The 17,335-nt window shown below is 41.5% G+C and carries 16 protein-coding genes, 1 pseudogene and 1 CRISPR repeat array; of the genes and pseudogenes, 11 read left to right on the top strand and 6 right to left on the bottom strand.

What is annotated here, in order from left to right:
- Positions 1-135: 135 nt before the first annotated feature.
- Positions 136-1,473 (bottom strand): TRAP transporter large permease, encoded by a 1,338-nt coding sequence (locus QUD05_RS07280; protein WP_289795479.1) that lies wholly within the window; start codon positions 1,471-1,473, stop codon positions 136-138.
- Positions 1,457-1,999, bottom strand: a complete 543-nt coding sequence (locus QUD05_RS07275; protein ID WP_289795478.1) for a TRAP transporter small permease subunit — start codon at positions 1,997-1,999, stop codon at positions 1,457-1,459. The genes QUD05_RS07280 and QUD05_RS07275 overlap by 17 nt, the downstream gene beginning before the upstream one ends.
- Positions 2,000-2,344: 345 nt before the next feature.
- Here QUD05_RS07275 and QUD05_RS07270 point away from each other — a divergent pair, with 345 nt between their 5' ends.
- The 4 genes from QUD05_RS07270 (at position 2,345) to QUD05_RS07255 (ending at position 6,054) form a co-directional block, all read left to right on the top strand.
- The gene (locus QUD05_RS07270; RefSeq protein WP_289795477.1) at positions 2,345-3,874 is read left to right on the top strand and encodes a YifB family Mg chelatase-like AAA ATPase; all 1,530 of its coding nucleotides are present in this window, start codon (positions 2,345-2,347) and stop codon (positions 3,872-3,874) included.
- A gap of 395 nt (positions 3,875-4,269) precedes the next feature.
- Complete coding sequence (locus QUD05_RS07265; protein WP_289795476.1) at positions 4,270-5,124, top strand: DUF4394 domain-containing protein; 855 nt, start codon at positions 4,270-4,272, stop codon at positions 5,122-5,124.
- 139 nt (positions 5,125-5,263) lie between these two features.
- Positions 5,264-5,467: a hypothetical protein gene (locus tag QUD05_RS07260; protein ID WP_289795475.1), complete on the top strand. Its 204-nt coding sequence runs from the start codon at positions 5,264-5,266 to the stop codon at positions 5,465-5,467.
- Between the two features lie 161 nt (positions 5,468-5,628).
- Complete coding sequence (locus tag QUD05_RS07255; protein WP_289795474.1) at positions 5,629-6,054, top strand: hypothetical protein; 426 nt, start codon at positions 5,629-5,631, stop codon at positions 6,052-6,054.
- Between the two features lie 241 nt (positions 6,055-6,295).
- Here QUD05_RS07255 and QUD05_RS07250 read toward each other — a convergent pair whose 3' ends face one another.
- The gene (locus tag QUD05_RS07250) at positions 6,296-6,937 is read right to left on the bottom strand and encodes a type I restriction endonuclease (RefSeq protein ID WP_289795473.1); all 642 of its coding nucleotides are present in this window, start codon (positions 6,935-6,937) and stop codon (positions 6,296-6,298) included.
- 369 nt (positions 6,938-7,306) lie between these two features.
- On the opposite strand from QUD05_RS07250, the gene QUD05_RS07245 reads away from it, so the two are divergent.
- The 4 genes and pseudogenes from QUD05_RS07245 to QUD05_RS07230 all read left to right on the top strand — a co-directional run bounded on the left by QUD05_RS07245 (position 7,307) and on the right by QUD05_RS07230 (position 11,108).
- Positions 7,307-8,329 carry a YihY/virulence factor BrkB family protein gene (locus tag QUD05_RS07245; protein ID WP_289795472.1) on the top strand — a complete coding sequence of 341 codons (1,023 nt, stop codon included), beginning with the start codon at positions 7,307-7,309 and terminating at the stop codon, positions 8,327-8,329.
- Between the two features lie 94 nt (positions 8,330-8,423).
- Positions 8,424-8,726 (top strand): annotated as a pseudogene (locus QUD05_RS07240) (DUF421 domain-containing protein); the annotation flags it as partial.
- 40 nt (positions 8,727-8,766) lie between these two features.
- Positions 8,767-10,062 carry an adenylosuccinate lyase gene (gene purB, locus QUD05_RS07235; protein ID WP_289795471.1) on the top strand — a complete coding sequence of 432 codons (1,296 nt, stop codon included), beginning with the start codon at positions 8,767-8,769 and terminating at the stop codon, positions 10,060-10,062.
- A 506-nt stretch (positions 10,063-10,568) separates the two neighbouring features.
- Complete coding sequence (locus QUD05_RS07230) at positions 10,569-11,108, top strand: DUF4126 domain-containing protein (RefSeq protein WP_289795470.1); 540 nt, start codon at positions 10,569-10,571, stop codon at positions 11,106-11,108.
- Positions 11,109-11,202: 94 nt separating this feature from the next.
- Here QUD05_RS07230 and hemH read toward each other — a convergent pair whose 3' ends face one another.
- Positions 11,203-12,369 (bottom strand): ferrochelatase, encoded by a 1,167-nt coding sequence (gene hemH / locus QUD05_RS07225; RefSeq protein ID WP_289795469.1) that lies wholly within the window; start codon positions 12,367-12,369, stop codon positions 11,203-11,205.
- 93 nt (positions 12,370-12,462) lie between these two features.
- Here hemH and QUD05_RS07220 point away from each other — a divergent pair, with 93 nt between their 5' ends.
- The 3 genes from QUD05_RS07220 to QUD05_RS07210 all read left to right on the top strand — a co-directional run bounded on the left by QUD05_RS07220 (position 12,463) and on the right by QUD05_RS07210 (position 15,754).
- Positions 12,463-13,062: a class I SAM-dependent methyltransferase gene (locus tag QUD05_RS07220; protein ID WP_289795468.1), complete on the top strand. Its 600-nt coding sequence runs from the start codon at positions 12,463-12,465 to the stop codon at positions 13,060-13,062.
- A gap of 51 nt (positions 13,063-13,113) precedes the next feature.
- Positions 13,114-13,635 (top strand): DUF29 family protein, encoded by a 522-nt coding sequence (locus tag QUD05_RS07215; RefSeq protein ID WP_289795467.1) that lies wholly within the window; start codon positions 13,114-13,116, stop codon positions 13,633-13,635.
- An 81-nt stretch (positions 13,636-13,716) separates the two neighbouring features.
- Positions 13,717-14,617: a CRISPR direct-repeat array (repeat unit 37 nt; unit sequence GTTTCAATCCCTAATAGGGATTTTGATTAATTGCAAT).
- Between the two features lie 306 nt (positions 14,618-14,923).
- Positions 14,924-15,754: a dienelactone hydrolase family protein gene (locus QUD05_RS07210; protein ID WP_289799908.1), complete on the top strand. Its 831-nt coding sequence runs from the start codon at positions 14,924-14,926 to the stop codon at positions 15,752-15,754.
- Between the two features lie 12 nt (positions 15,755-15,766).
- Here QUD05_RS07210 and QUD05_RS07205 read toward each other — a convergent pair whose 3' ends face one another.
- Complete coding sequence (locus tag QUD05_RS07205; protein WP_289795466.1) at positions 15,767-16,585, bottom strand: extracellular catalytic domain type 1 short-chain-length polyhydroxyalkanoate depolymerase; 819 nt, start codon at positions 16,583-16,585, stop codon at positions 15,767-15,769.
- 236 nt (positions 16,586-16,821) lie between these two features.
- Positions 16,822-17,064, bottom strand: coding sequence for a hypothetical protein (locus QUD05_RS07200; RefSeq protein ID WP_289795465.1), 243 nt, complete (start codon positions 17,062-17,064; stop codon positions 16,822-16,824).
- Positions 17,065-17,335: the final 271 nt, after the last annotated feature.

Raw genomic sequence — 17,335 nt, 5'->3', positions numbered from 1 at the left:
GGGGAGGGGAGACAAAGCGTAGCTTTGGCGGGGTGGTGTTCAGATCCCCGACTTCTTCAAGAAGTCGGGGATCTAGCAGATCCGCAAAATTAATGCGATGAACCACTAGTCTAAACACCAATTCTTAGGAGAGCGCTAGTTTCCCAAAGAAGGTAAGAAACTGACAATTCCGGGGAAAACAATAATTAACACCACCACCAATAGTTGCAACAAAATAAATGGTATTACACCACGATAGATATCCTTTGTCGTAACTTCTGGCGGCGCGACACCACGCAAGTAAAACAGGGCAAAGCCAAAGGGAGGTGTAAGGAAAGATGTTTGCAAATTTGCTCCCAAAACTACACCATACCAAATCAAGTCAATACCTAAGTTTTGGGCAACTGGTACAAACAACGGCACGACAATAAAGGCAATCTCGAAAAAGTCGATGAAAAAGCCGAGGATAAATAGTACCGCCATACTGACAATCAAAAAGCCAGTTTTACCACCGGGAAGATTGGCGAGAACATCAAACATGAAGCGATCGCCATTTAATCCCCGAAAGACTAAACTAAAAGCTGTAGAACCAAATAAGATAAAAACTACCATGCTGGTGATTCGCAAAGTAGCATCACAAACTTGACGCAGAGATTCTAAGGTAAGTTGACGATTAGCAGCCGCCAGTGCGATCGCACCACCACAACCCACTGCACCCGCTTCTGTCGGCGTAGCAATACCAAAAAATATACTCCCTAGCACCAACAAAATCAGTATCAAAGGCGGTATCATCACTTGAATTACCCGCCTTCCCAAAGCTTTACCACCAATATCTCTGACCTCAGTAGGTAAAGCTGGTGCTAAATCTGGCTTCAAAAATGCCACAATCAGTACGTGTAGGGCAAATGCACTAGCCATCATCAAACCGGGAATCACCGAACCGATGAACAAATCGCCCACCGATACACCCAATTGGTCGCCCAGCACTACCAACACTACACTCGGCGGGATAATTTGCCCCAAGGTTCCTGATGCAGCTATCACACCAGTAGCTAATTCTTTGCTGTAACCATAGCGGAGCATAATTGGCAGAGAAATCAAACCCATCGCGACCACAGTCGCCGCTACTACCCCAGTAGTTGCTGCTAACAGCGCCCCCACCAAAATCACAGCTAAAGCCAGTCCGCCGCGCAAGCGTCCCAACAAAATTCCCATCGTTTCTAAGAGTCTCTCCGCTATCCCCGATTTCTCCAGCATTGCCCCCATGAAGATGAAATAAGGGATAGCTAATAAGGTATAGTTTGCCATGATGCCAAAAATCCGCTGTGGCATGGCAGTCAGAAACACTGGGTCAAAGACACCTAAGCTGATTCCCAATATTCCAAATAAAATTGCCACACCACCCAAAGAAAAAGCCACCGGATACCCCAGCGACAGCAACACCAAAGCACCAGCAAACATCACTGGCCCCAACCATTCATAAGCCAGTGTCATGATTTTCCTCCCTGCTTTGAAGAATTGCCAAGTTTTTGATCGCCTGAGAAATTCCCTGGAAAATCAGCAGCACAAAGCCGACAATAATCATCGCTTTAATGGGGTAACGAGGCAATCCCCCAGGATCGGATGAGGCTTCCTTAATTAGCCATGAAGCCACAACCGCATCCCAAGAAAAAGCGATCGTGATAATACAAAATGGGATGAGGAAAAATATAGTCCCTACTAAGTCTGCAAGTGCCTTTCGCCGAGGCGGCCAATTACTGTAAAAAATATCAACCCGCACGTGTTCGTTGTGCTTAAGGGTGTAAGCTGCTCCCAATAAGAAAACTAAATCAAAAATGTACCATTGAGATTCTATATAGGCGTTGGAAGTAAAGTTGTTACCGCTAATTCTTCCGAGATATCGCCCGATAACATTCCACACGCCAAGTACGATCATTATTAGTACTAGCCAACTGGTAAATCGACCAATGCGTTCAATGCAATTATCAATAATATTTGATATTTTTAATAATTTTTCCAATAGTTATTTTACCTCTTGAATTGCTGTAAGAGACTTATTTGTACTTTTAAGGGTTTGTAGTAAGCACTTTAGTGCTTAGAAAATAAGGACTAAAGTCCTTACTAATAACTTGCTTACCCATCAATTTAAACTTGACAGACCACTAGTAGTCTGTCCCAAAAGTTTTGAGAGGTTAGTGGTGTTCAGATCCCCGACTTCTTTAAGAAGTCGGGGATCTAGCAGCCCCTCAAAATTAATAGGACAGACAACTAACTTTAATTCCGAAAAATCGTCTATGTGGTTTCACTAATGTCAATCTACCAACTCATCTGCTAGAGATTCTAAAGGTTTACTGTTATATAAGCAATGCTTGCTAGAGTCTGGAGTGCATCAATTGTGGGCATCGATGCCGTCAAAGTAGGCGTAGAAGTCGATGTGTCAGGGGGATTACCGGGAATTGTTGTCTTGGGACTTCCAGATTCAGCGATTCAAGAGTCCAGAGAAAGAGTCAAAGCAACTTTGAAAAATACTGGCTTTGCCTTTCCGATGCGTAAAATAGTCATTAATTTAACTCCGGCAGATTTACGCAAAGAAGGCCCCTGTTTTGATTTGCCTATTAGTGTAGGAATTTTGGCGGCTTCTGAGCAAGTTAGCGCTGATTTGTTGGGGGATTATCTATTTTTGGGCGAAGTCTCTTTAGATGGCAGTTTACGTCCCGTGGCTGGTGTATTACCGATCGCAGCAGCAGCCCAAAAGATGGGAATTGCAGGTTTAGTTCTCCCTGCTGATAATGCTCAAGAAGCGGCAGTGGTTGAAGATTTAGCTGTTTATGGCTGCAAGCATTTGTCTGAGGTGGTAGATTTTTTAAATAATCCGGGGCGTTACAAACCTGTGCAGATAGATAGTACAACACAGACAACAACAGTATCCTACCCTAGTGCAGATTTGCATGATGTCAAAGGACAAGCTCATGCACGTCGTGCTTTAGAAATTGCTGCGGCTGGTGGGCATAATCTTATTTTTGTCGGGCCGCCGGGTAGTGGGAAAACCATGCTGGCACGCCGCTTACCAGGAATTTTACCGCCGTTGAGTTTTGCCGAATCTTTAGAAGTGACTCGGATTCATTCGGTAGCTGGTTTATTGAAAAATCGTGGTTCATTAGTACGCGATCGCCCTTTTCGCAGTCCACACCACTCGGCATCCGGGCCTTCTCTTGTGGGTGGTGGTAGCTTCCCTCGTCCTGGAGAAATATCATTATCTCACAGAGGTGTGCTTTTCTTGGATGAGCTGACAGAATTTAAACGAGATGTTTTAGAATTTCTGCGCCAACCTTTAGAAGATGGCTACGTCACAATTTCCCGCACCAAACTATCGGTAATGTTTCCCGCGCAGTTTACTTTAGTTGCAAGTACGAATCCTTGTCCTTGTGGTTACTATGGCGATACTATTCAACAATGTACTTGTTCTCCCCGCCAACGCGAGCAATATTGGGCAAAACTTTCTGGGCCATTGATGGATCGAATTGATTTACAAGTTGCGGTGAATCGATTGAAACCAGAAGAAATTACCCAACAACCGACGGGAGAAACATCAATATCAGTACGCGAACGAGTCCAACAAGCAAGCGATCGCGCAATTACCCGTTTCCAAGGAGAAGGAAATCTGCGTTGCAATGCCCATTTGCAAAGTAGTCATCTTCAGAAATGGTGCAAGTTAGATGATCTTAGCCGCAATTTATTAGAAGCAGCAATTAGAAAATTAGGCTTATCGGCAAGAGCAAGCGATCGCATTCTCAAAGTAGCACGAACTATTGCAGATTTAGCAGGAGAAGATGAGTTAAAAACCAATCATGTAGCGGAAGCGATTCAATATCGCACGATAGATAGGATGCAGTAGCAATCTTGTTATTATCGCTCAGATAGTTCCTGTTCCCAGCAGCTAGAACAACAAGGCTAATTTAAAAGTCAATATTTGGCTGGAAACTAGAGAATAGGGTCGTGCGATCGCATCTACTTTGGAACTTCCACAGTATCGTGTTGAACCTAATACTTGAAAGTGGGTTAAGTAGGAAAAGTAGGATCTTTTCTCTAAAACATTAAGTAAACTCTTATTTAAGTGTATTCTTGACGGGTTAGGCATAACTAGTATTGACAGAATTAATTTTGTCTTAACCTGTCAAAAATGATTCCAGTGTAATCTGTAGTCATCAGTAAGCTTTAACCATTAATCCTTTTAGTAAAGGATAGGTCGTTGCTGAATCAAAATCAGAAAATTTTATCTTGGAGTGTAGGATGAAAGCTTTGATCACACGAAAAATTGCCCTTGTCGTTACTGTAGTCACTGCAAGTCTTGGCTTGACTGCTAACAAAATTTCAGCTGACGTTGGGATCACTAAATTAGCTGATATCCTTCAAATTAATGTTACAGGCAAATGGTCTGCTTTAAGATTCATTGGCTTGACCTCAAACAATACTCTTGTAAATATAGATCCGAGTGGGTTTGCCAAAGCAATAAAAGTTAAAGGAATTGACGGCAACTTACAAGGTATTGACTTCCGTCCAGCAAACGGTCTGCTTTATGGTGTCACAGATACTGACAACATATACACGATCAACTCTAGAACTGGTCAGGCTACCTTTGTGAGCAAACTATCTAGCAGCTTTAATGGAGGATTTCAGTCAGGGTTTGACTTTAATCCTGTACCAGACCGCTTACGGATAGTAGGTAGCAATGACCAAAATTTCCGTACTAATGTAGATACTGGTGCAGTCACTGTCGATAAACTCCTAGCTTATGCTACTGATGATGTCAACGCCACAGCTGACCCCAACATTACCGCTGTTGCTTACATAAATTCGGTTGCTGGAGCCACATCAACTCAACTTTTTGGCATTGATTACGATCTTGACGTGTTAGTACTGCAAAACCCACCTAATGATGGCACTCTCAGAACGATTGGCAAGCTTGGTGTTAACTTTGCACCGATAAGCGGGTTCGACATCTTTACAAATGCACAAGGCAAAAATACTGGCTATGCACTGTCTGGTTCAGGTCTTTACACTATTAACCTATCTACTGGCACTGCAACTAAAATTGCCGATGTACCTAAAGGTAACTTCATTGGTTTAGCCATTACATCTAAGTAGGCATCCCCAAGCTCAACTTGATCTATTTGTTAAAAGCGTAAACGCGTATGCTCTGCTCTTGATTGTTAAGATATTCAATCGAGAACAGAGCAGGCGCTTCAGAAACTCTCACGAACTCCTCATAAACACATCACGAATTATGCTTGAAAAGTTTGTGATGTGTGTCTTCCACGCTGAAAAAAGATTCGCTCTTTTCGATAGAGGAAATTTAGAAATTGCTCGTCGCCTAAACATTATTGACGCTAGCGAAGTAGCAATTACAATTGTCACTGTCGAGGAACAACTTCGTGAACGATTTCAAGTTATTCGACGAGCGGTTCCTAATGATTTGGTTTCGGCTTAGAGGCTATTTATAAAAAAAATCTAAAGAGAAACAGTTGGATTAAAGACAAACGGTAGAATACAGATAAACAGTATATTTACTGACCTAAATCCCTGAATAAGTTTGTGGGTTCATTGTGCAAGACTAGTCCAACTGAAAATAAAATACAGGAGTTAAAGTTGATGTCAGCGAATCTTACAACGCCAGCAGGTTTGGCAGCAGGCATAATGCTAGGTGGTATGACGATGTTATCGCCGGGTGTAGCCCTTTCACAATCTGCTAACCCAAGCAACATTACAGGTCAGTGGAGTGCAATACTAAACGAGGGTAATTCTAGTCTTAACATTACACAATCTGCAAACGGTACTATCTCCGGCACTGTCAATGGATTCCCCTTGCAGGGGTTCTATAATAGTTCCTCACGCCGTATAGTATTTTTAGTCACAGTTAATGGAGTTCCACTTCAGTTTTATTCAGGATGGCTCTCAACTAACGGTTTGGCGATCGGGGGACAATTAAGCATTTGGGAGTTCTCAAGAGGTAATCCAGCTACTCAAGGAGTTGATTACAACTTTAGCGCTACTAAGGTCTCTGACTTCCCAAACTAGGCAGAAGGGTTCAGTGAATTCGTAGCGTACCTGCTTTATTGAACTCGGAAGTTGAGCCTTTGAACTCGGAAGTTGAGTCTTTTTACTCGAAAGTTGAGCCTCTGAACTCGGAATAAGCTAAAAAACATCTAATTTGCATAATCGAATTAAATATAACTCTTGTGGGGTGGGCATCCTGCCCGCCCAGCTTATGCAATTTAAATGTGGAACAGCTTACCACCTTGACATTTTCAAACAACCTCTAAGACGCAGGAGAAATTAACTGACCAATACGCTTGAGAATTTGCAAAACGGCGTACAGTTCTCTCGCCGATGCAAATGGAGCAAAAACTCTTGACAAATCGTACTGTGGTGTATTTGTTTGCGTCACTTTGACAAATAAAATATCGTCTCCATTCGTCACCATCCCAAACACAGGTTTATTGGGATTGGGGTTAGCCATCATATAAGCTAGAGCTTGCGGTACAGCCGACCAAACTGAGAGTGTGGTTTTTTTCGACTCCAACACCATCACCCACAATTGATCTTGTAACACTAAAACATCAATTCGTCCGCGCAGTATCTCCTCGCCATCATTCAGTATGAGTTCCACAGATGATTCAGCCTTAATTCTGAAAGGAGGATCGTAAAATCCAGAGAGTGCAAGTATTGGTGACACCAACAACAATATGACTGTCCCTTCTACTAAATCACCTCCGGCACGGTGATAGAGATACCTGCGGCGCACGACATCCACAGAAGCTTTTTCCGCTTCCGTAATTTCAGACAATCCCTCATACCACTCTGGGAAAAATTGCTCGTTTTCAACACGGACAAAACCGAATCGATTTTCTGCATCCTCTAGAGTGGTAATCGCTTCTGTAATTGCTGCGGTCTGTGTCATATTATGTCCGCCAAATTACCCATAATAAAATAACCCCACCCCCAACCCCTCCCCGCCTGTGGGGAGGGGAGACAAAGCACAGGGCGGGGTGGGGTTCTTCGGGTTTAATAAGCAATCAAGCGGACATGATATCATTGCTTCTAGGTAAAAATTACTTTGCTATAGGATCAACATCAGCGCATCTTTATTATCGCCAATTAGCGCCGCAGCTACGCCCGCCGTAGACATCGCGTTGTCATGTGACTATAAAATTCTAAATTCCTCCCCAAGAACGTTTCACCAATACCCTTGGGAGGATGTCACAACTCAGTAAATCAGTATCCAATATATCAGGGACTAAGCAACATCCCCTAGAAGGAGACTGATTGGATGAATTTGCAAGAAATTTGGAAGTTATTACAAGAGACATTCAAAGAATGGAGTGACGATAAAGCCTCACGGTTAGCAGCGGCGTTAGCTTATTACACGATTTTTTCCATTGCACCATTGCTAATTATTGTAATTGCGATCGCAGGTGCAGTATTTGGAGAGGAAGCGGCAAGAGGTCAAATTGTCGGGCAAATTCAAGGTTTAGTCGGGGTAGATGGCGCAAAGTTTCTCGAAACAGCCATCAAAAATGCTAACCAACCAAAAACAGGAGCGATCGCTTCGATTATTAGTGTCCTAGTTCTGTTATTGGGTGCTACAGGCTTATTTACTGAGTTGCAAGATGCCATGAACACGATTTGGGAAGTTAAACCCAAACCTGGACGTGGCATAAATAACATAATTCGTCTCCGGGTTTTGTCCTTTGCAATGGTGATCGGAATTGGCTTTTTACTTTTAGTTTCTCTAGTAATTAGTACGATATTAGCAACATTAGTTACATACTTTAGCAACTTATTGCCAGGTTTCGATTTCATCTGGCAGATTGCTAATTTAATCATCTCTTTTGCAATCACAACAGTACTGTTCGGACTAATTTTTAAAGTTTTACCAGATGTCAAAATTGCATGGAGTGATGTTTTAGTTGGAGCGGCTCTCACTTCAGTTTTATTCTCTATTGGGAAATTTTTATTAGGACAATATTTGGGTAATGGCAGCTTTGGCTCGACTTATGGTGCTGCTGGTTCACTGGTGGTAGTTTTAGCTTGGGTTAACTATGCCGCACAGATTCTTTTCTTCGGTGCAGAATTTACTCAAGTTTATTCCCGAAGGCATGGAAGCGGCATAGTTCCAACTAAAAATGCTGTACATGTATCTGATAACACAAACTATAATGGCAAGGCTCCAAGAGAACAAGCATCAACTAATAAAAATAAAAAGCCATCTTCTCGCTTTATTAATCGCTTCTTTCAGTATTTTAGAAAGCCCAAACGCTTAAAGCAGAGAAGAAAAAATCAGCGATTTTAATCCTTGATTACTGGAGATTTATATTTGTAAATCTGATAGATATGGAAGTATTTAATATCCAGTCCAGCCAATTAGTTATTCTTGCCACAGTTGAGTGATTTTTTGGAGTTACTTGCTGAACTGGTTGGGTTACAAACTTCCCCAGTTCCAACGTTTCCTGAATCCACCACTGCTGCTATTGGTAAAAAATGGGCGGATGATTGAGCGCCATCTGCAACGAGAGTTAATTACAGATGATGAATTGATGAGCAAGTTACGTCAGCAAGGTGTAGAATTTTTAGCTGACGTGAAGTTCGCGTATATAGAGGCTGACGGCAGGATCAGTATTATCATGTCCGATTCAAAAACTAGTTCCGTCCCTGAGCAAAAAGTAGCGTTAAAAAGCGATCTACATTAATTAGACTGTAAAATATGACGGTTGTATTCTGTGCCGAACTGTGATTGAGCGTTATACTTTGCCCGAAATGGCTAATCTGTGGAGTGAAGCTTATAAACTAAAAACTTGGCTGCAAGTGGAAATTGCTGTTTGTGAGGCTCAAGCTGAACTTGGTTACATTCCATCTGAAGCGGTTGAGGAAATTAAAGCCAAGGCAGATTTTGATCCAAAGCGGGTGTTAGAAATTGAGGCTGTAGTCCGCCACGATGTCATTGCTTTCTTGACAAATGTCAATGAATATGTTGGTGATGCCGGACGCTACATTCACCTGGGTTTAACTAGTTCGGATGTTTTGGATACGGCTTTGGCACTACAATTAGTTGCCAGCCTGGATCTGTTATTGCAACGTTTGGAAGATTTGATTCAGGTAATTCGCCAAAAAGCACGGGAACATCGTCATACAGTGATGGCTGGCCGATCGCACGGTATTCATGCTGAACCGATTACTTTTGGTTTTAAACTAGCTGGTTGGTTAGCAGAAGTGTTGCGACACCAAGAACGCCTAAGAATACTCCGCAAAACGATCGCTGTGGGTAAAATTTCCGGTGCGGTGGGAACCTATGCCAATATTGAACCCCGTGTAGAAGCGATCGCTTGTCAAAAACTCGGACTCGAACCCGATACGGCCTCAACCCAAGTTATTTCCCGCGATCGCCACGCCGACTACGTGCAACAATTAGCTTTGGTAGCTGCAACCATCGATCGCTTTGCTGTAGAAATTCGCAATCTCCAAAAAACAGACGTTTTAGAAGTTGAAGAATTCTTCGCCAAAGGTCAAAAAGGCTCCTCAGCCATGCCACACAAGCGCAACCCCATCCGTTCGGAACGACTGACGGGGATGGCACGACTCGTTAGAAGTCATCTAGGTGCAGCTTTAGAAAACGTGGCTTTATGGCATGAGCGAGACATTTCTCACAGTTCTGTAGAACGGGTAATTTTGCCAGATGCTTGTACTTTGACGCATTTTATGTTGTCAGAAATAACCGATTTGGTCAAAAACCTGTTGGTTTATCCTGAGAACATGAAACGCAATCTCAACTGTTACGGCGGCGTTGTGTTCAGCCAAAAAGTGTTACTGGCTTTGATAGACAAGGGAAGCAGCCGAGAAGAGGCTTATGCGATCGTTCAAGAAAGCGCTCACGCTGCTTGGAATCAGCCAGAAGGCAACTTCCAAGACTTAATTAGCAAAGATCCGCGTGTCACCCAAAAGTTGTCTCCAGCAGAACTAGAGGTTTGTTTCGACCCCCAGCAACATCTGCGGCATTTAGAAGAAGTTTACCAACGATTAGGTATTTAGAATTAATTTGCTTGTAGTAAGCGTTTAAGCGCTTAGGGACTTCCAAATAAAAAAATATTCAATTATTGATTGTGGGGTGGGCAACATGAGCGCCCAGTTTGTATGGCGGGCAAGATGCCCACCCCACAAGATTGGATCATTTATTTCTTGGAGTTCCCTTACTACAAACCTGTTACCCAAAAATACGCAGATATGCTCAAAAAAGATATACAGCGGATTTCAAGTTAGTGAGGTACGCAAGCTAAGTCTCAAAGTCAGGTCTTAGCGCAGCCCATTCTAACCCTTCTCTACGTTCGCACGGCGTGTCGTAGACAGACGCTCCGTGTAGCTTGCTTCCCCGGAGGGGTACGGTAGGCTCAGGGCATCGCTCCTGAATTCTGAATTCTGCTGTATAAAGATACCAACAAAATTTAATATTGCAATCTGTTTAATGCTCGAATTATTGCTAGCACTGGGTAGTATACATAACAAATACTTACTTATTTATTAATATTACGAGTGCTTTGATGATTGAAATCCTAGCCACACTTTCTGCCTCTGCGGCAGCAGGAATGAGAATAGGCATACCTTTGCTGATTATTGGATTATTGCAGGGTAGCAACTTGTGGTCACAAGTTCCAATTTTATCTCACATTTCCCCACCAATATTATTATGTTGCCTCACCAGTTGGTCATTAATTGAATTATTAGCTTCAAAAAAGCTCTGGGGGCAAAGATTGCTCCAAGTGGTTCAGTTATTCATGTCTCCCCTTGTAGGCGCAATTATGGGATTAGGAGTAGCGACAGCAACAGCAACCCCAAACTGGCTGATTGCCATAATTGGAGGTTTATTAGCTTTGGTACTCCAGCTCGTCCAAATTGGTTGGTTCTATCGATTACGTGGCTTACCACTGTGGGCAGTTTTTCTTCAAGATACTTTGTGCATTGCTCTAGTACTATTTGCCTTTGATGCTCCCTGGCAAGGAGGAGTAATTGCTTTAATACTGCTCTGGTTCGCAGTTCGTAGTGCAAAGCAGTGGTATAACTGGTATCGGCAGAAAAGTTAGGAATGAAGATAGAAGTTAAAAGTGAAAAGTTAGCGAGAAAAATTTAAAACTCCTAACTCCTAACTCCCAACTTCCAACTCCTAACTCTTGTGATTTACTGCAAAAGCCCAATCATGTGCAAGAAGCCGTGACCAGTAATCAGCTCTACGATTAAGGCAATAAAACCCAGCATCGCAATCCGACCATTCCATACTTCAGCACTAGTCGTCAGACCCCATTCCCAACGCTCTTGAGGGTACATCTTTACCATTTTTTTCATTTGGGCAGCTTGCGAAAGCTTGAAACTGGGGTTTCTCAGCGCATCAATTACTAATTGGGCTAGTGCATTAATAAATACTGGATGGGTATTGGGAGCTGGTACGCGACGGAAGTTGTGAATTCCTGCTTCTTCGGCTACTTCTCGATACTCAATATCAATTTCTTGTAGTGTCTCGATATGCTCTGAGACAAAACTGATTGGCACGACAACCAAATCTTTCACGCCTTCTGCGCCTAGTTCTTTGAGGGCATCTTCAGTATAGGGTTGCAGCCATTCTACTGGGCCGACACGACTTTGGTAAGCTAAGGTGTGGGCATTGGGTCGATTAAGAGTCTGCATAATTAACGCAGTACATTCTTCAATTTCTACCTGGTAAGGGTCGCCTGCTTCTTCTACGTAGCTTTTCGGAACGCCGTGAGCGCTGAAGAATATATGAACATCATCCGGGTTGGGGAATTGCTCAAGTTCCTGGGCTATGAGTTGCGCCATTGCTTGAAGATAGCCTGGTTGTTTATACCAAGAAGGAATGACGGTGTAATCAATCGGTTGAAGTTTTGGATCTTCTTGCCAAAGCTTATCTAAAAGCCGGAAGCTGGAACCACTGGTACTGATAGAAAACTGGGGATATAATGGTAATATTACCAGGTGTTCTACCTTATCTTGGGTAATCTGTGCGATCGCCTCTTCTGTATAGGGATGCCAGTAACGCATTCCCACGTAAATATTAACTTCTTGCCCCAAAAAACCTAACTGTTCTTTTAAAGCTTCCCCTTGGGCTTCTGTAATCCGCCGCAATGGGGAACCACCACCGATTTGCTTATAATTTTCTTGAGATGTTCTGGTTCGCCGCGTGGCAATAAACCAGGCTAGGGGCTTTTGCAACCAGCGAAATGGTAGGCGAATAATTTCCGGATCGGAAAATAGATTGTACAAAAACGGTCCAACATCTTCTAGCTTATCAGGGCCACCGAGATTGAGTAATAAGACGCCTACACGACCCATAGCAGTTACTTTCCCCCAATCTTTTCAGGTTTTTTACTAATGTTAACAATATATCTTTATTAAATATAAAGCTTAATAGCAAGGAAATATGCAATGGCAACAATTTTAAGAGATTGGAGTTACCGTTATCAGTGGTTATATGATGGTATCTCTCGTTTAGCAGCCTTAAGTGTAGGTGGTGAGGCGCGTTTTAGGCAACTTGCTTTGCAAGGCTTAACAATTCACTCAGATTCTCAGGTTTTAGATTTATGTTGTGGTAGTGGTCAAACGACGGAGTTTTTAGTAAAAACTTCACAAAACGTAACAGGTTTGGATGCTTCACCTAAGTCTTTACAACGGGCGCGGCTAAATGTACCGGAAGCTTCATACATAGAAGCTTTTGCCGAGGAGATGCCATTTGCAGACAATCTGTTTGATGTGGTGCATATCAGCGTTGCATTACACGAGATGCAGCCTCAGCAATTACGAAAAATTATTAATGAAGTTTATCGGGTACTGAAACCAGGAGGAGTGTTTACGTTGGTGGATTTTCATGCTCCGACAAATCCGATATTTTGGCCTGGGATATCAGTGTTTTTGTTGTTGTTTGAGACGGAAACAGCTTGGGAATTGTTGAAAACTGATTTAGCTGAGTTGTTAGCTAAGACTGGCTATACTACTTTATTAATGGCAGCTAAGAGACTCTGCTATTAATAAAGTATAGGTTGTTTTCATATAGTACTTAAGCAGGTAGGCGGAGAAAAAATGACGCAGGAACTAATAGACCTCAAAAAGAGTATTTTGGAAGGACGTTATGCAGATGCCTTAGCAATTGTAGATGAATTAGAAGGCATGAGTAAACAAGCTATTCTGCGGAATATCCAAGCTTATTTAAGGATTCTGCTGATTCATTTGATTAAGAACCAAGTAGAACAACGATTAACTGGTTCATGGGCAAATTCTATTCGTAATTCAATCAGAGAAATTAGAAGTCTTAATATCAAAGATAATAAAAAATCTTACTATATTAATTTAGGTGAGTGGGAGAGTTTAATAGAAGAGGAAGTGATTGAAGATGCGATCGCTGATGCGAGTGATGAAGTAATGAATGGAGTATATAATCAATTTCAACTGTCTGAAATAGTAGATAGAAAACAAATTATTCAGACTGCGTTGAAGTTTTTGACGCTAACTTATTCCCATTCAGCTAAGGAGTTACCCGCAGTTTTGGCTGAAAATTTAACTCAGTTATCCGGTGGAGAAGATTGGAAAGCGGGTAGGCGGTAAAAAAAATATTTTAATTCTTAATAGTAATTTTGATGAATTACAATTTTGTCATCATTATGATTCTTTTCCACCCATTACTAGATTTCAATCTCTAATAGAGATTTTGAGAAATTGTAATAAGCCAGATAACCAGGATTTTAAGACACTCTGGCGGCGGCGTTTCAATCCCTAATAGGGATTTTGATTAATTGCAATAATGCTAAACGCTGCTGGCGCAAATCTATGCTCAGTAGTTTCAATCCCTAATAGGGATTTTGATTAATTGCAATTGCTGATAAAGGTGGTTACGGTTACTTATTTGGTGTTTCAATCCCTAATAGGGATTTTGATTAATTGCAATCAAGTTCTTTGTTAGCGTAAGTTGTAATTTGGAATGTTTCAATCCCTAATAGGGATTTTGATTAATTGCAATTTTGCTAAAACTTGTAAGCTCGATAAACGATGTATGTTTCAATCCCTAATAGGGATTTTGATTAATTGCAATGCATCCTTAAACTCTGTTCGTAGGCTTGTTCTTCCCGTTTCAATCCCTAATAGGGATTTTGATTAATTGCAATTTTTATGGATTTTCTCAATCTCGCACTGAGCGGTTTCAATCCCTAATAGGGATTTTGATTAATTGCAATGCCTTGAAGGGTTTGAGGTGGATAAGAAATCGGTTTCAATCCCTAATAGGGATTTTGATTAATTGCAATTTCGTTAGTAAGGAGCAATAAAAATCATGCCTAGTTTCAATCCCTAATAGGGATTTTGATTAATTGCAATAGTTTTTCTTGATAGTTGAAATCAATCTTCGAGGTTTCAATCCCTAATAGGGATTTTGATTAATTGCAATCTTAGTTTTTCTTGATAGTTGAAATCAATCTTCGAGGTTTCAATCCCTAATAGGGATTTTGATTAATTGCAATGTAGCTTTGTCCACGATTGCATAGGTAAAGATGGCTTGTTTCAATCCCTAATAGGGATTTTGATTAATTGCAATAGCGGGAGCCTGAAAGCCAAGCTATATTTAGTTTTCAAGGTGCGGTTGCGCGATTCTAGAGCAATCATAGCATTAGAGAATTTCTTTGGGAAGAGTGTCGGGAAAGGTTGAAGGCTGAAACTCAATTATTGTAAGCATTTCAGAGATTGCGCGGATGAATTTGGACAATTAGTGGGGTGAAACGCTTGCTGGTGTTGAGATAGAAGTACTTTTTTTCGGGTGTGAAATTTGTACACCTACCCCTCCGCGCATTTGACCATACAGTAACCTAAATATAAGGGAACTTAGTAATTTAACGTAGAGATGATGAAAGAAATAACGCGCCGCAAATTTATGGCAACAGCGACAGTGGCGACAGGTTTTGCCCTTGCAGTACAACCCATTTCTGCCGGAGTCATCACTACTGATGCCAAGGGGTTAGTAGCTGGTACAGTGAAAATTCCTGTCAAAGATGGCGAAATTCCTGCCTATAGAGCAGCACCAGCTATCGGTGACAATTTCCCAATTGTTCTGGTAATCCAGGAAATTTTTGGCGTACACGAGCATATCCAGGATATCACTCGTCGCTTTGCTCGGTTGGGATATTTAGCGATCGCACCCGAATTATTTGTGCGTCAAGGCGATGTCTCGAAGTTAAGCAATATAGACGAAATTCGTCCAATTGTCGCCAAAGTACCAGATGCCCAGGTGTTATCCGATCTTGATTCCACAGTTGAGTGGGCAAAGAAGTCAGCTAAGGGTAATGGTGAGAAGTTGGGAATTACAGGCTTCTGTTGGGGCGGTCGTATTACTTGGTTATATGCTGCACATAATCCCCAAGTGAAGGCTGGTATAGCTTGGTATGGGCGACTTGTGGGCGATGCTACCGAACTTCAGCCCAAGTATCCCATCGATATTGCATCAAAACTGACAGTCCCGATTCTCGGACTCTATGGTGGCAAGGATACAGGTATTACTCTTGATACAGTAGAGCAGATGCGCGATCGCTTAAAGTCCAGCAGTAGCAAATCTGAAATTATCGTCTATCCCAACGCACCCCACGCATTTTTTGCCGATTATCGCCCCTCCTACCGTGAGAAAGAAGCTCAAGATGGTTGGAAACGCCTTTTGGCATGGTTTAAGCAAAATGGTGTTTAAAAAATTAGCTACTCATAGACTGTGACGCTGAAAAAAGTTCCAAATTGTTTCACTGGCGTTCAGCCCCAACTTCGCATTGAATTTGTTTAGGTTCTCGTCAGTTGAAGAACCACCAGGCCAGAAATGTCCACCGTTGACTACCGCTAGCTGCCAGACTTCGGAATTGCCACTGCAACCTGTGTAGATAGCGGTTTTCACTTTATCTTCAGAAAAATTTGGAGATGCATTTGATAAGGTACATCGATCGTGCGATCGCCAAAACTCTACCATGTCTGAGATCGAAACCAGCGCTCCTCGTTGAGTGTGGTCATCACCTTCATAAAGTACATCGCGATCGTTTGTACCGTTGATCGTTAACATCGATATGGGAGTTTGAGGTTGGCAACTAGGTTTTAGTCTAGCTGGGAGCGAACCCGCTACTGATGCAAAACCAGCAATTTTATCAGGTAACTTACAAGCTAGTGCTTGGGTAAGTATGCCACCTCTAGAAAAACCAGTGGCATAAACTTTATGACTATCAATATTAAGTTGCTGCTGAAGATGATTAATCAAAGCACTGACAAATAAAACATCATCTACCTTTCCTTGAGCGTTACCTCTAAGACTCCATTTTTGGTCAATTCCATCTGGATAAGCAACAATAAATCCTTTTTGCTCTGCTAATTTATTGAAGTGAGTCACGTCACTGATAGACCGACCATTACCATCATCTCCATGAAACACTAAAACTAATGGTATCGGACGGTCTAGATTATAAGATTTTGGAGTGTAAAAATAGTAAGTACGTAAATTTCCTTGATCGTATAATTCTCCATAATTATCACCAATCAAGATTTTTTCTTTAGTTATATTTTTTTCGTCAGCATGAATGGAATCGCAGGCCGTTACGAAACTAATTCCTAGTATAAATATCAAAAACTTTTTAAAAAAATGAGAATTTTGAGATATATTCATGTTGATTAAATTGACTTATGTTAGCTACTTGTATTTACTTCTAAGTCTTATTCAGTAACAAAATTTTAACTAATAGAGGCTAACAACTAAAGTTGTTAGCCTCTATTTAGATATTAAACTCTGACATTTACATAACGAGCAGGAACTCTAACTTTGACCCACCTGTTACCGCGTCGTACTGTTTCCCAATGTGCAGGAATTAGCTTCCGTTGATATCGGGCAACAACAGGTTTACGCACAATAGCAGCTCTGTGAACATTGGGTCTGACAATGATTTCTGCTGCTGATGCTTGTGACGGCAAAGAGGAAATTGCAAATGGGAGAGCAAGTAATGTACCTAATAAAATACGTTTCATATTCAAATCTCCATCAATTAATTTGCTTGAGTTTTATACAGCATTTATCAATAATTTGTGAACAGATATTCTTACCTGTTAACTTTACAGTAAGTTTTGTTTGTTGCACGAGTTAATTGATTTGCTGTATTGCTCTCAGTTTAAATTGCTGAATAATAAAACACAGGGTAATAAAGTCATAATTTCAGTATGACTTTATTCACATTTGGAACTTTGGACAAAAAAAGGGAGTTTAGAACTCCTATATTATTAGTATTATTTGTTACTTGAT

The organism is Nostoc sp. GT001, from assembly GCF_030382115.1.
Lineage (GTDB): Bacteria > Cyanobacteriota > Cyanobacteriia > Cyanobacteriales > Nostocaceae > Nostoc.
This window is presented reverse-complemented; position numbering and strand designations above follow the sequence as displayed.